Source organism: Comamonas sp. Z3, assembly GCF_008121565.1.
GTDB lineage: Bacteria > Pseudomonadota > Gammaproteobacteria > Burkholderiales > Burkholderiaceae_C > Comamonas > Comamonas brasiliensis.
Genome location: NZ_VOQU01000004.1, coordinates 59393 through 72926 on the forward strand (window position 1 = coordinate 59393; position 13534 = coordinate 72926).

Annotated in this window: 12 protein-coding genes; 1 reads left to right on the plus strand and 11 read right to left on the minus strand. The window is 60.9% G+C overall.

Annotation, left to right across the window (positions count from 1 at the left end; translation table 11 throughout):
* Positions 1-151 precede the first annotated feature (151 nt).
* Both FSY59_RS12465 and FSY59_RS12470 read right to left on the minus strand, forming a co-directional pair.
* Complete coding sequence (locus FSY59_RS12465; protein WP_148729048.1) at positions 152-1435, minus strand: hypothetical protein; 1284 nt, start codon at positions 1433-1435, stop codon at positions 152-154.
* Between the two features lie 79 nt (positions 1436-1514).
* Positions 1515-2513 (minus strand): tripartite tricarboxylate transporter substrate binding protein, encoded by a 999-nt coding sequence (locus FSY59_RS12470; protein ID WP_050872428.1) that lies wholly within the window; start codon positions 2511-2513, stop codon positions 1515-1517.
* A gap of 168 nt (positions 2514-2681) precedes the next feature.
* Between FSY59_RS12470 and FSY59_RS12475 the strand changes: the two genes are divergently transcribed.
* A complete protein-coding gene (locus FSY59_RS12475) occupies positions 2682-3572 on the plus strand; it encodes a LysR family transcriptional regulator (RefSeq protein ID WP_003051580.1) in 891 nt (296 codons plus the stop codon).
* A 127-nt stretch (positions 3573-3699) separates the two neighbouring features.
* On the opposite strand, the gene FSY59_RS12480 is transcribed toward FSY59_RS12475, so the two are convergent.
* From FSY59_RS12480 to arsC, 9 genes are all read right to left on the minus strand, one after another.
* Entirely contained in the window at positions 3700-3984 is a 285-nt protein-coding gene (locus FSY59_RS12480) for an MliC family protein (protein WP_235214211.1), read from the minus strand.
* A gap of 121 nt (positions 3985-4105) precedes the next feature.
* Positions 4106-5575 carry a GGDEF domain-containing protein gene (locus FSY59_RS12485; protein ID WP_003051574.1) on the minus strand — a complete coding sequence of 490 codons (1470 nt, stop codon included), beginning with the start codon at positions 5573-5575 and terminating at the stop codon, positions 4106-4108.
* Between the two features lie 120 nt (positions 5576-5695).
* On the minus strand, positions 5696-6718 hold the full coding sequence (locus FSY59_RS12490; RefSeq protein ID WP_003051571.1) for a sensor domain-containing diguanylate cyclase: 1023 nt from the start codon (positions 6716-6718) through the stop codon (positions 5696-5698).
* A 156-nt stretch (positions 6719-6874) separates the two neighbouring features.
* The gene (locus FSY59_RS12495) at positions 6875-8242 is read right to left on the minus strand and encodes an ATP-binding protein (RefSeq protein WP_003051568.1); all 1368 of its coding nucleotides are present in this window, start codon (positions 8240-8242) and stop codon (positions 6875-6877) included.
* Positions 8239-8898 (minus strand): response regulator transcription factor, encoded by a 660-nt coding sequence (locus FSY59_RS12500; protein ID WP_148729049.1) that lies wholly within the window; start codon positions 8896-8898, stop codon positions 8239-8241. Before FSY59_RS12500 ends, FSY59_RS12495 begins: the two co-directional genes overlap by 4 nt.
* A 153-nt stretch (positions 8899-9051) precedes the next feature.
* Positions 9052-9456 (minus strand): hypothetical protein, encoded by a 405-nt coding sequence (locus FSY59_RS12505; RefSeq protein WP_003051562.1) that lies wholly within the window; start codon positions 9454-9456, stop codon positions 9052-9054.
* 87 nt (positions 9457-9543) lie between these two features.
* The gene (locus FSY59_RS12510) at positions 9544-11097 is read right to left on the minus strand and encodes an ATP-binding cassette domain-containing protein (protein WP_003051559.1); all 1554 of its coding nucleotides are present in this window, start codon (positions 11095-11097) and stop codon (positions 9544-9546) included.
* A 283-nt stretch (positions 11098-11380) separates the two neighbouring features.
* Positions 11381-12916 carry a Do family serine endopeptidase gene (locus tag FSY59_RS12515; protein ID WP_029158496.1) on the minus strand — a complete coding sequence of 512 codons (1536 nt, stop codon included), beginning with the start codon at positions 12914-12916 and terminating at the stop codon, positions 11381-11383.
* 171 nt (positions 12917-13087) lie between these two features.
* Positions 13088-13468 carry an arsenate reductase (glutaredoxin) gene (gene arsC / locus FSY59_RS12520; protein ID WP_003051556.1) on the minus strand — a complete coding sequence of 127 codons (381 nt, stop codon included), beginning with the start codon at positions 13466-13468 and terminating at the stop codon, positions 13088-13090.
* Between the last annotated feature and the right edge of the window lie 66 nt (positions 13469-13534).

Below are 13534 nucleotides of genomic sequence, written 5' to 3' on the forward strand. Positions count from 1 at the left end.
AAATTGCAGGACAGCCCTCTACGCCCAGGGCTTCTTCGCCTCAGATCTCTCCTGCAGACGCAGCCACCAGGCTGCCAGAATTTCCACTCCCTCGAGGCACAGTGCAGCTCGGATCACCAGAACTTCATCACCGTAGAGCTGCTTGCAATCTTCAGGCGGCGCCCACAATCGACGAGACATCCAGCACATACATCTGGCGCTGCCCCTCGTGCACCGAGTCAATGCAGACCTGCTTGCCATCCCGACTCCAGCGTGGGTGCAGGTCACAGCGGTTTTCCTTGCTCAGCTCGGGAGTGGCATAAAAGCTCCCCAGATTGCGACGCTGGCCGGTCTGCATGTCGAACAGGAACAGAAAGCGCTCGTGCGTGCTGTCGTCGGGATAGGTATCACTGAGCATCCAGCGGGTGCTGACAGGAGAGAAGGTCATATGGCCGTTCTCCACCAGCACATCGCGGCCGATCACCTGCACCTCGCCTTCGTCGACATCGTGATAGAGGTGGTAGTGGATCTCGCCGGCATGCGGCCCCCAGACGATGATGTGCTCGTTGTCCTGCCACAGGGGGTGAGAGATCTGGTACTCCGACTTTTCATAGTCAAACGTGCCTACGGCATCGGGGTCGAAGTCGTCGGCCAGTTGCGGCAGCGGATGATCGGAGCACTCCAGCAAGCGCATCTCGGATCCGTCCGGATTCATGGTGATCAGGCGGTGCAGAAAGCAGGTCTCATCTTTCACACGCTCTGTCCAGCGATGCAGAAAAAGCATGCGTGAGGAGGCCGGGTTGACCTCGATATGACTCACCCAATGAATGGCCTTTTCCATCGACGCCACAGGATGGAATGCCTTGAGTTGCGCATAGCTGACCAGCAGCCGGGCATCGCCTGTCGCCAGCTCCATGCGCCAGATACCGTCGTCGGCGGGTGCCAGAGGCAACTCAAACGGCTGGCCCGGCTCGCTGTAGCCAATGGTCTCGTGCGTGATGTAAAGACGCCGGTAGTTGACCGACAGTGCCCAGGCACTGCTGGGTGCCACCACGTACACAGGCATGGGCAGAACACGGCGCTCTTGCGTATCCACATCCACCACCACGGCGCCAAAGCCCGGGTAAGGAGCGGACATATCGCCCGTGCGATCGTTATAGATCAACTTTCTGCCCGAGGCACCGTCCAGCCATTGCAGCTGACTGCCCATCTGGAAATTCCAGGCGCCGGTCTCGCCCACGACGTGAAAGCGGTCGCCGTCCTGGGTGTCGAAATAGCCGATCGTGGCCTTGACCTGCGGCGTCAGATAGATGTCCATCCAGGGGGTCTGCTGCGCCGCGAGCAGGCTATTGCTTCTGTCCCAGTTGGACTTGTTGTAATAGCCGAAGAAGTGATGCAGGCTGCTGCTGCCCACGCGGCGGCAGGGAACAAAGGAAGAGTCAAAGGAAGTAGTCATTGGATGTCAAGCAGTAGCGTCGCAGCGTCGGGCTGCGACTCGAAAGCGGTTCCGGTCCGGCACAGAGGCCCGGCTCTGGTCAGTTCGCCGTGATCTTTCCGGCGGCGATCACCTGATCCCAGCGCTGTTTTTCCCTGGCCACAAAGCTCTGCGCTTCTGGCAAGGTATTGGCCACGGCACTCATCCCCTGCTCTTGCAGCCCCTTGCGGAACTCGGGCGTATTGACCACCTTGCGGATGTCTTCGCTGAGCTTCTGCACCACGGCCTGAGGCACCTTGGAAGACACGGCGACCGTTGTCCATGACGTGGCCACATAGTCCTTCATTCCGGCCTCGCTGGCCGTCGGCACCTCCGGCAATGCCGCCAGGCGTTCATTGCCGGTCACCGCCAGCGCCTTGAGCTTGCCGCCCTTGACATGCGCCAGCACCGTCGGAGGGTTCTCGAACATCAGCTGGATCTGGCCACCCAGCAGATCGTTGAGCGCGGCAGAACTGCCACGATAAGGAACATGAACAATAGGCGCACCGGACTGCAGCTTGTACAGCTCCCCCATCATGTGAACCGACGAGCCCACGCCGGCAGAGCCAAAGTTGATGCTGCCTGGCTCCTGCTTGGCAAGCGCGGTCAGTTCCTGCAGATTTCTCACTGGCAGATTGGGGGTTGCCACCACCACATGAGGCATCTCTGCCAGCACGGTGACAACGCGCAGCTCCTTGGCGGGGTCGTAAGGCAGTTTTTTGTAGACCGCGTAAGCAGCATGCAGCCCTATGGACCCCACCATCAGCGTATAGCCATCTGCGGGCTGGTCGGACACATATTTCCCGCCCAGATGACCGCCCGCCCCGGGCTTGTTTTCCACCACCACCGGCTGGTTCCACAGGCGACCCAGCCTGTCGGCGAGCATGCGGGCTTGCACGTCCGAGCTGCCACCTGCAGTGAACGGCACGATGATGCGAATCTGACGAGCAGGATTGGGATATGCAGAGCTTCCTTCAGCCCAGGCAGAACCGACGCCTGCCAGCGTTGCGGCAGCCAGCACACCCAGACACAGAGAGCGACGAGCGCTAATGCAAACCATCTAATGACTCCTTGGATTTATTTCTGCGCTCTCGATGCCTGAAAGCGCATGCATTGTTTCGTTGGAAGTCAGTGTAGAAAGCCAGCCCTACTCAGAAAAATTCATTTTTCAAACCTACCTATACGCAGTTGGTATACCCTTTCATCTCACCATCGAACCGCCTGCGCCATGCCACGCCCTTTGAGTTTTAAGGAAATCGAAGCCTTTCGTGCCGTGATGCAAACCGGCACCACGACCGCTGCGGCCCAGTTGCTGCACACCACGCAGCCGTCCATCAGCCGCCTGCTGGCTCAGATGCAGACAGGTGCGGGCCTGAAGCTGTTTGATATGCACAAAGGACGGCTGCGCCCGACCGCAGAGGCAAGGGAACTGTTCTCGACCGTGCAGCAGCACTTCGTCGGTCTGGAGCGCATAGAGCACGACCTGCAGGGACTGCGGCAATTCGGTGCCGGTACCTTGCGCATAGGCTGCACTCCGGCACTGGGTTTGTCCATTGTTCCTGCTGCACTGCACAACTTTCTGCCCTACTACCCGGGCACCCACATCAGCCTGCAGACGCTAGGCACCACGCATCTTCGGGAAGGGCTGCTGCACGGCCAGTTCGATCTGGTGGTCAGCACCATGGCCATTGGCTCGCCCGAACTCAACGCAAGCGTGCTGCATCAGACGCGGGCAGTGTGCGTGATGCATCCAGATCATCCGCTGGCGCAGCGCAGCAGCCTGCATGTCAAAGATCTGGAGGGCCAGCTGCTGCTGACCTTGAATTCGGACGACAACATCTACCTGCAGCTTCAGCGAACCATGCTCGAGCATGACGTCCGTCCAGGCTCAACCGTCGAAACCACCTACTCCTCCACCATCTGCTGCCTAGCTGCGCAAGGTACGGGATTGGGTGTGGTGAATCCCTATGTGGCGGCAACGTTTGCCTCAAGCCTCTGCATCAAGCCCTTTCTGCCCGAATGCTCCGTAGAAGTCGTGCTGGCGCTGCCAGGGCATTCCGCGCCTTCGGAGCGCACGCAACGCTTTATCGAGGAGTTGCAAAAGCAGCTGACAGCATAAGGCGATCAGATTCGCGAAAAAGGCCGGCCCTTCACCCGGCCTGCGCATCAGAGACGGTGCGGCCATAGGTCTGTACCCTCTACCCAGCACATAGACCGGAATGGAGTGATGACAGGCAAGCGCGGTATCAACGGGCCTTGCATTGAATCGGCACCATGCGGCCGATCTCCACCGTCAGCTCCGGCCCTTTGCCTCGAATGGTGTTGGGCCCGTTGCTGTATACAAACCCGGAACCGCTGGGTTGCTGCGACAACTCAACGCTTTGACCGCCACGTATCAGGACTGCCTTGCTGCTGGCCGGCAAAAAGCGCACCGAGATCGATTCTCCATTGCTACAGGCGAAGGCCACTTCACGCTCCGCATCCCGAGGTGGCACAGCACTGCAGGCACTGACAGCGATGGCGATGAACAAGGCGGATCCAGTGACTCTCATAGATTTCTCCCCTGACATTTCAAAGCAGGACTGAGGCAGCCGGTCGATGCCAGTTCCAACGTCTGCCGAGCGATCTGGACCGCGCCACCCCCAACCTGATTCAGGCAGGGCTCACACGCCTGTCGCGCTCCTTGTCCCGATACAGGCGCGCCTTTTCAGCATACATCGCCTTGTCGGCCCCCTGAACAATGCTCTCTATAGAGGTGCCCTCCTGGCCGCAGGCATGGCCCATCGAGACCTGAATACTGTGGCCCGGATAGAACTGATTGTTCAACTCCAGCAAGGACAAGATGCGCTCCTGCAATGCCATGGCACCGCGCTCATCGGTTCCCGGCAGGAGCACGACAAACTCGTCGCCGCCGATACGGGCTGCACAGGCCGGCGCATCGACGGCCTTGGTCAGAACCTCTCCCATACGCCTGAGCATGGCATCGCCTGCCGTATGGCCATGTTCGTCGTTGACGACCTTGAGGCCATTCATATCTATGGCGATCATGGACAAGGGCCAGGGGCCCTTGCGCGACAGCCGGTTCAGTTCTTCGGTATAAAAAGCACGGTTGCGCAACTGTGTCAGTACATCATGCTTGCCCAGATATTCAAGATAAGCCTCTGCCTTCTTGCGCGCCGTGATATCCACCAGTGACAGCAGCACCAAGCCCCATTTTTCCGCGTGGCTGCTCATGATGGCGAACTCCATGTGAATATGGAGCACATCACCGGCCAGCCCGTAGTTCACCACTTCCCGCTGCTGCACCAGCTTGCCGTCCCAAAGGTCTATCAGTTGCTCGGCAAACGAGTCATACATTTCGCCCCTGAAAACCCTGGACAGGTTCTGCAGCAGCTGCTGCTTGCTCTCGGCACCGAACATCTGCAGCGTCTGGCGATTCACATCAAGGACCTGGATTTCCTGCATGCAGCGCGTCACGAACTCCGGGTGCACCTTCAGAAAGGTCCTGAAATCGGTGATCCCGCGCGCCCGGACATCGTCCATCAGGCGCTTGACCACGCTGAAGTCCTCGACCCACAGCGACACCGGTGAGTACTCGAACAGGTCACGGGCGTACTGCTCGCTGCTCTGCAGCCGCGTCGTGCTCTGCACTTCGGCCGTCACATCCTCCAGGGAGACCAGCACCCGGCTCCAGCTTTGCTCGTAGCCCGGCAGCACACGTGCCCTCACCTGCACATCGAGTCGCCGCCCATCCAGTGCATAGTTGACCGAACGGGTCTCGAAACTCAGCACCCCGTCCCAGAGGGCGAGCAGCTCATTCATGATGCTGTCGAGCATGTCGCCGCGAAAGACTTCGCTCAGCCGGCTCTTCAGGGTTTGCTCGTCTGCGGCCTTGAACAGATCCAGCGTGTATTGGTTGACCCGCAGCACCTTGTAGGACTGACTGCACAGCTTGAGCCGCTCCGGATCCTCTCTGAGGAAGCTCAGCAGATCGCTTACCCCATCCGCTCGCCACTGATCGAATATCTGTCTGAGGCCGCTGTAATCCTCCATCCAGAGCGATACCGGGGCCAGGTTGAACATATCCTCGAAGTCCAGACCTTCAGCGAGAGAATTTTTCACAAACGATACCTCCGCCAACAATTATTACCGAGACGACAGGCCTGTGCGCATGCCCTCTTGCGCAGGATCGATGGGCTGTCCCGACGCCATGAAAAAAGACTCCCGTGGGAGTCTCTCGGCTCAGATCGCCTCGGGCAGTCTCTGCCGCGTGGCTTTCACCTTGTACATCGCGGCATCGGCTTTCTGCAGGGCATCGTCCACATCGGTTTCATCGGGCATCAAGCAGACCATGCCCACGCTGGCTCCGGCATAGTCGATCTTGCGCCCGTCGGACAGTTGCAAGCTGGTGGCAGAGGCCTTGCTCAGCCTCAGCTGCATCTCCCTGATCACGCTGTCACCGTCTTCATCGAGCAAGGGCCCTGTGCCGACCATGACGAATTCATCGCCGCCAAAGCGAGCCAGCATGTCACTGCTGCGCAGGCCGGCTCGCAATTGCTCGGCCATGGAACGCAGCAACGCATCCCCGGCTTCATGACCAAACTGGTCATTGATCTGCTTGAAGCGATCAAGATCCACGAATCCCACCAGCACCCATTCACGGGTACGTCGGCAATGGGCGATGAGCCGGTTGAGCTCCTCGGTCACGCAGCGGCGATTGGGCAATCCGGTCAGGGCATCAAGCATGGCGAGCGAAGCCAGCTCCTCGTTGGCATGCTGCAGCGAGCGCACCAGTTGCTCGCGCTCGGCAAAGCCTGCAATGATCTTGGCGAACAGGCGCAGCAAATCCTCGGCCTCGCCCGCCAGCGCGACGGAGTGATCGCTGGCGGCACACAAAGTGCCGAACAATGCCCCATTGGAAAAGCGCACGGGCGTGCTCACATAGGTCTGGATGCCCAGTTGGCGCGCGGCATCCGAGTCGCCCCAGCACTCGCCAACATTGTCCGTAAAGGTACGCCCTTCATCGAGCGAGCGCTTGCACAAGGTGTCGTGCCAGGGAACCTCCAGTCCTTCAGGAATCGTCATCCCTCCCGTATTGAGGGAGTACAGCACATTCTGAATACCGCGTGCCTCATCCACCGTGGTGAGATAGGCCGAATCGAGATCCGTCACTTCCACCATGATTTCCAGCAGAGGCCGCGTGAAGCTGGGCAGATTCTGAGAATTGGATACGGTCTGGGAAAGGCGCTGAATAATTGATGGCATGGTGCAATTGGAGGGAAGGAACACACGACAAGTGCGGCTGCTCAAACAAGGTCTGAAGTCTCGACATCATCGCTTGCATGCGGCTCAGACAATTCGCCAATCATGCAATGAAAGCCGGATTTCAGCGCCTGTCATTTCAAGCAATCGATTGTCGGACTAGGCCTGAGGCCACAGGACCCGGACACGCAGGCCGCCCAGTTGCGGTGACTCGTCAAGCAAAAGCTCAGCACCACTGCTTTTTGCAATGCTCTGCACAATTGCCAGCCCCAGTCCACTGCCGCCGGCCATCCCACCAGCACCCTGACCACGCACAAAGCGCTGCAGAACGCGCTCGCGCTCGGCCGCGGCGATGCCCGCGCCCGAATCCTCCACCACCAGCGCCCGCCCTTGCTCGTCCTGCAGCCAGCCCACGTCGACACGCCCGCCTGCAGGCACGTACTTGATCGCGTTGTCCAGCAGATTGCGCAGCAGTACTGCCAGCGCCTCCGCGTCTGCAGGCACGCTGAATGAGGACTGCTGCTGCGGCTCCTCACTCAAACCCATGTCCAGCCCTTTGGCCTGGGCTGCCGGTGCGGCATCCACCAGAGCCTGTTCAACCAGCAAGCGCAAGTCAGCCAGCGGCGCGCCTTCGGCCTGCGGCTTGGCCTCCTGCCTGGCCAATGCCAGCAATTGCTCCACCAGGCGCCTGGCGCGCTCGATGCCTTCCGCGAGGCGAGCCTGTGCCGCCTCGCGCTCGACGCTGTCCGTAGCTTTGCGCAGCAGCTGCAATTGCAGCTGCAAGGCGGCCAGCGGCGAGCGCAACTCATGTGCTGCGTCTGCCACGAAATTCTGCTGAGTCTCAAAAGCCTCGCGAACGCGCTGCAGCAAGCTGTTGAACTCCTGCACCAAAGGGCGCATTTCATCCGGCAAATCATGCTCCGCAACCGGCGCCAGATCCTGGGGCTGACGCAGGGCCAACTCCCTGCGCACCCGCTGCACGGGCGTCAGCGAACGCCGAATCACCCACCATACGGCCAGAGCCAGCAGCGGCAGCAGCAACACCACAGGCAGCAGGCTGCGCCAGGCCGCAGCGCGCGCCAGAAGTTGACGCACGCGCATGTCCTGGGCAACCTGAATCACCTGAGAGCGTGTCTGCAGCGAGAACACACGATAGGTGGTGCCACGCGCCGGCACATCGGCAAAGCCCAGCACGGCCATCTGGGGCAGAGCCTCGCCCAGGGCCGACTCGAAGATTCTCAGGCCCTCATTGGTCCAGACCTGCACGATGAATTCGTTGTTCTCATCTTCGGGCGGTGCCCCCTGCGCCCGGCCTTTGACATCGACTGGCAGACCCGCCCGCAGCGCAAACGCCGTCTGCTGCATCTGGTAATCGAACAAGGTATCGGTCTGCTCCAGTGCATTGCGATATGCAAATGCCCCCTGCAGAACAGCCACCAGCAAAATCGCCATGCCGATGAACAGCAACAGGCGTCCGCCCAGCGAACCAGGCAGCCTCGGCCGCTTCAATGCATGGTTTTTGCTCATGGTCTGGGCACCATATATCCAAGACCGCGCACATTGAGCACCGCTGCGGCGCCGAGCTTTTTACGCAGCCCGTGGATATAGACCTCCACGGCATTGCTGCTGACCTCATCGCCCCAACCGTAAAGCTTGTCTTCGAGCTGCTGGCGCGACAGCGTGGCCCCGGGCCTTGCCAGCAATGCCTGCAGCACCGCCCATTCACGGCCTGACAGGGTGACCGGCTGACCATTCACGCTGGCTTCGCGGGTATTGGGGTTCAGCATGATGCCGCCATGCTCGTACACAGCCTCCAGATGCCCGGCCGCGCGGCGTGCCAGTGCACGAATGCGGGCCAGCAGCTCATCCATGTCATAGGGTTTGATGACATAGTCATCGGCCCCTGCGTCCAGGCCGGCAATGCGATCACGCACCCCATCACGCGCCGTGGCGACCAGCACGGGCGTTGCGTCCTTGCGCGCGCGCAGCTGACGCAGCACCTGCAGGCCGTCCATTTCCGGCAGCCCCAGATCGAGCAGAACCAGATCGTACTGATGTCCGCGCAAGGCCATATCGGCCCGGGCTCCGTCCTGAACCCAGTCCACCACATAGCCTTCGCCACGCAGCAGTGCCTGCACGGCCTGGCCGATCATGGTGTCATCTTCAACGAGCAGTAAACGCATGGCGCAAGGATAGCGCCGCTAAAGCGGGAATGCCCAGTACCAGAAACAAAGGGTGCATCGCAAGCCGCCTGCATGCCCGCAAGGCGAAAGGTGGCAAGCGATGCAGCCTCGCCCTGAGCGGGCAAGCCGCCGCCTCACATGAAGGGCTGCCGGTTACACCGCAGCTTCGATGCCCGGCATGGCCATGCGCGCCTTGGTCAACGCCATGCCCAGATTGGCAGTACGGCGGCAGACAAAGACGGCCACATAGTCGGGCACGGCCTTGCTGCGCAGAAAGACATGAATCAGGTTATCGCTGTTGATGATGATTTCCTGAAAGTAGTGATGGCCATCATCGCTGATGCCGCGCGAACGCTTGAACAAGGTCTCGATCATCGAGACATTGGGGCCGTTGAACAGATCGGCCGTGGCGGCCGCCACCAGATCAATCACTTCGCGCGGGTGGGAATCCACGGTGCGAATCGATAGCAGCATGCCCGAGGCAGCATCCACATAACCAGCGGCCAGACATTCAGGCACCGAAGCCACGGCCTGCGTCAACACAGCATCCAAACTCATTGGGTTCTCTCTTTCCTATTGCTTATCTTTGGCGTCATGCACCCTTACCCAGTCGGCAAGGAACATGTCAAAGCGGTCTTGAAAACATCACGCCATCTTCTGCAGCAATGCGTTTTCGAATTCATATAGCAGCGCCTCCTGTGTCTCGGACTGCACGTACTGCGCGTCAATCAATCGCACACGACGCAAAGCCTCTTCGGCAGTCAGGCCCTCGCGCACCAGCCAGGCCGCCAGCACGGTGCCGGTGCGACCCAATCCGGCAAGACAGTGCACGGCCAGCACCTCGCCACGACGCAGGGCGGCAGACATGCGCGCCAGCAGCATCTGCATCTGTGCCACCGTGGGCGGCTCGTGGTCATAGACAGGCAGGTGAAAGTTCCTGAGCCCGTTGCGGGCCAGCGCCTCCTGCGGGAAATCTCTCTCCGTCAGCGTGATCAGCATGGTGACGCCACAGCGACCCAAGGCCTTGAGATCGGCGTCCATGTCGTGCACCACGCCCGGCCAGGGCGTACCTGCCAGCCGCCCTGGCACCAGCCAGGAAAATCCGCTCGGGCCACGGCTGGCTGGCACGGCATTTTCAGCGGCCAGCAATGGCTGCATTTCCATCAGCACGGCCGCATTGACGGGGCGAGGCTGATAACGGTCTCTAGCGGTCGTGCCAGATGCCGCTAGCCCTGCGGCCGCAACCGGCCTAGGCGCCGCAGGCTCCGATGCCGATACAGGCTTTGCCGCAGGCAGCACGGGTTCCACGACCTCGCTCACGGCTGAAGACGATATGCGCAGGTCGGAAAATTCAGCAATGGCCACCAGGGCTGCAGCAGGCAAGGGAGGCGGCGGCAGCACATCGTCGGCCAGCTCATGCACAGGCGTTCCCGGCATGGGGACGGCGCAGCTGCCGCTGCGCACAAACTGCTGACCGGCAGCGCTGAGCGGATGCTGAATGAACTGCGCCATTGCCGCAGCTTCCTGGATACGCCCACCGGCGAGCAACAGCATCTGCTGCGCAGCAGCCTGGGCATGCTGCTGCTGGTGCGTGACCAGCAGCACACTGCGGTGCTGACCGATCTGCTTGATCACGTCCAGCAGCAAAAATGCCTCATAACCCTCCAGCTCGGCCGTGGGCTCATCGATCATCAACACTGCCGGCCTGGCCCAGGCCTCGCGCAAAATGGCCACGGCACGCTGCTGCACCGCACTCAACAGCATGGTGGGCTTGTCCAGCACCTGGGCCAGCTCGGCCAGGCCATAGTGCTGCAGTTGCTCGCTCACCCAATGGCGCCATTGCAGTGGTGCACGTGGCTCGCTCTGGCGCGCCTTCTCGATCAGCGCATCCAGGGTGTTGGCGCGCATCAGCCTGGCATGCTGCTGCACCAGGCGAGGCAAGACCTGCTCGCCATCGGCGCTCAAAGGCATGTGCAATGGCTGATCGGCATAGACCACCTGCCCCCAGCTGCGAAAGCGCGGATTGCTCGCATTCAGTCCAGCCAGCGTGCGCAGCAGCGTGGACTTGCCCGTGCCCGCAGGACCGAGCAAAGCGGTTACGCCTGATTGCGGCAGCGTGAAATCCACTTCGGCCAGAACCACTCGTGGACCGAATGAAGCGCCCAGGCCTTGCACTTGCAGACTGTGTTGCTGATCCAAGAATGTCCCCTTCGCAGCGCCTGCTTCGAGGGCCGTCACGATTTGTTTGCGGCCACACCGAATCGCCACCGCATGGCGCCAGAAAAGGCGAATGAATGTTTGGCCGGCAGTCTATGGCATTACATCCTCAGCAACTCGTTACCTCTGGAAACATGACAACAACATGGGGAAATCCACTTTAAAATCATTTATTTAGATGTTTTTTGTTTTAAATCAATAAAAAGCGGATAAAGAAAAACCGCAACCGGAGCGGTTGCGGTTTTCTGCGTAGTCAAGGCGCCATTCAACCCAGTCGCACCGGCACAAAGATCTTGTTGCCATCGCGCCAGATCAGCACGGCCACGGTCTTGTCCGCCTTGGCGACTGCGGCCCGCACCTCGTCGACATTCCCGGCAGGCGCGCCGTTGATGGACAACAGCACATCGCCCTGGCTGATGCCTGCGGCAGCAGCCGGACCGCTGGCCTGGGCCACCAGCAGACCGGAATCCACGCCGATCTGCTGCTTCTCCTCGGGCTGCAGGGGGCGCAGCGCCAGACCCAGCTTGCCCTTGTCACCATCGGGTGAAGACTTGGCCACCTTCACCGCCTTGTCACTGGCATCGCCCAGAGTTGCGCTCAGGGTCTTGGATTCACCCTTGCGCCAGACTTCCAGTGTCACTTTCTGCCCGGGCAGGGCCTGGCCGATGAAGGCTGGCAGATCGCCGGAGCCGACCACAGGCTTGCCATCCACCTTGCGCACCACATCACCAGGCTCCAGACCGGCCTTGGCGGCGGGGCCGTTCTTCTCGACACTGGCCACCAATGCACCTTCCGGCTTGTCCAGCTTGAAGGAGTCGGCAAAGGCCTGGTTGACCTCCTGCACGCTCACGCCCAGCTTGGCATGCTGTGCCTTGCCTGTTGTCTGAATCTGCTGTTGCACACGGGTTGCCAGTTCGATGGGAATCGCAAACGAAACCCCCTGATAGCCGCCCGAGCGGGTGTAGATCTGGCTGTTGATGCCCACGACCTCGCCCTGGGCATTGAACAGCGGGCCACCGGAGTTGCCGGGGTTGATTGCCACGTCCGTCTGCAGAAAAGGCACAAAGGAGTCATCAGGCAGAGAACGCCCCTTGGCACTCACCACACCGGCCGTCACGCTGTTTTCAAATCCGAAGGGCGAGCCTATCGCCAGCACCCAGTCCCCCACACGCAGCTGGCTGGTCTGGCCCAGCTTGACCGTGGGCAGACCGCTGGCGTCAATCTTGAGTACCGCCACATCGGTCTTGGGATCGGCTCCCAGCACCTTGGCCCTGAACTCGCGACGGTCGTTGAGCTTGACCGTCACTTCCTTGGCTCCGCGCACCACATGGGCATTGGTCAGAATCACGCCATCGCTGGAAACGATAAAGCCCGAGCCCTGTCCGCGCATGGGTGTATCGGGCTGCTGCGCACGCGGCCCCATGCCTTGACCACCGGGCATGCCTGGAATGCCGAACTGGCGGAAGAATTCAAAGAAGGGATCGTCAGGGCTGATGCCTGGGCCCTGTGGCTGACGTTCGCTGGCTTGGTCGCCTTCATCGTCGCTCATGGCACGAGAGGAACCCACCACGCTGATATTGACCACGGCCGCGCCATTACGCGCCGTGATATCCGCAAAATTGGGAGCATTCACCGCAGGCAGGTTAGGCGCTGCGGGCTGCACAACCACTGCAGACTCGGTGGCCTGGGCTGCGCTGCGGGTTCCCACCAGACCGGCACCGGTGGCGCCCAGTGCGCCAATCGCACCAGCAGCCACCAGGGCCATCACCAGTCGGCGAGGCGTGGACAGAATTGTGTTCATGGTCATCCTTTCAAAGAAAAGCACCGGATCGGTGTCATTGAAGGGAAGTTTGACCATCCACACTTAGGCGAGACTTAGGCGCTCTCGGTTTTCAGCAAGGCACCTGAATCGGCATCCACCGCCGCTTGCCGCCCCGTGACCCAGGCCTCTTGCGCCTGAGACTCGCCTCACTCAGATCAGCTCCAGTACCAGCTCCGGCGGACGGCAAAGTCTGGCGCCCTTGGGCGTGACCACGATGGGGCGATTGAGCAGCACCGGATGCGCAGCCACGGCCTGAATCAGCTGCACATCGCCGACAGCGGCGCTGTCCAGACCCAGCTCCTTGAACTGGGCCTCCTTGCTGCGCAGCAAGTCGCGCACAGGCACGCCCAGATGCGCCACCAGCTCGGCCAGCTCTGGCGCAGTCAGTGGTGTGGCGAGGTAATCCACGATATTGGGTTCGATGCCACGCTCGCGCAGCAATGCCAGAGCGCCACGCGAATTGCTGCAGCGGTTGTTGTGGAAGATGGTGACATCGGGACGATTCACGGGGGTGTCTGTACTTGTACTCATGGCGGCAGTGTAGCGAGCCCGGCGTTGCCCGCAGTCGCTGCATAGCAGCTATGCCGGCAGCGCCAG

Coding starts and splice junctions, on each gene's coding strand:
- FSY59_RS12495 (WP_003051568.1), bottom strand. CDS start 8,242: ATGAGCAAAAACCATGCATTGAAGCGGCCGAGGCTGCCTGGTTCGCTG.
- FSY59_RS12475 (WP_003051580.1), top strand. CDS start 2,682: ATGCCACGCCCTTTGAGTTTTAAGGAAATCGAAGCCTTTCGTGCCGTG.
- FSY59_RS12505 (WP_003051562.1), bottom strand. CDS start 9,456: ATGAGTTTGGATGCTGTGTTGACGCAGGCCGTGGCTTCGGTGCCTGAA.
- FSY59_RS12490 (WP_003051571.1), bottom strand. CDS start 6,718: ATGCCATCAATTATTCAGCGCCTTTCCCAGACCGTATCCAATTCTCAG.
- FSY59_RS12465 (WP_148729048.1), bottom strand. CDS start 1,435: ATGACTACTTCCTTTGACTCTTCCTTTGTTCCCTGCCGCCGCGTGGGC.
- arsC (WP_003051556.1), bottom strand. CDS start 13,468: ATGAGTACAAGTACAGACACCCCCGTGAATCGTCCCGATGTCACCATC.
- FSY59_RS12470 (WP_050872428.1), bottom strand. CDS start 2,513: ATGGTTTGCATTAGCGCTCGTCGCTCTCTGTGTCTGGGTGTGCTGGCT.
- FSY59_RS12500 (WP_148729049.1), bottom strand. CDS start 8,898: ATGCGTTTACTGCTCGTTGAAGATGACACCATGATCGGCCAGGCCGTG.
- FSY59_RS12515 (WP_029158496.1), bottom strand. CDS start 12,916: ATGAACACAATTCTGTCCACGCCTCGCCGACTGGTGATGGCCCTGGTG.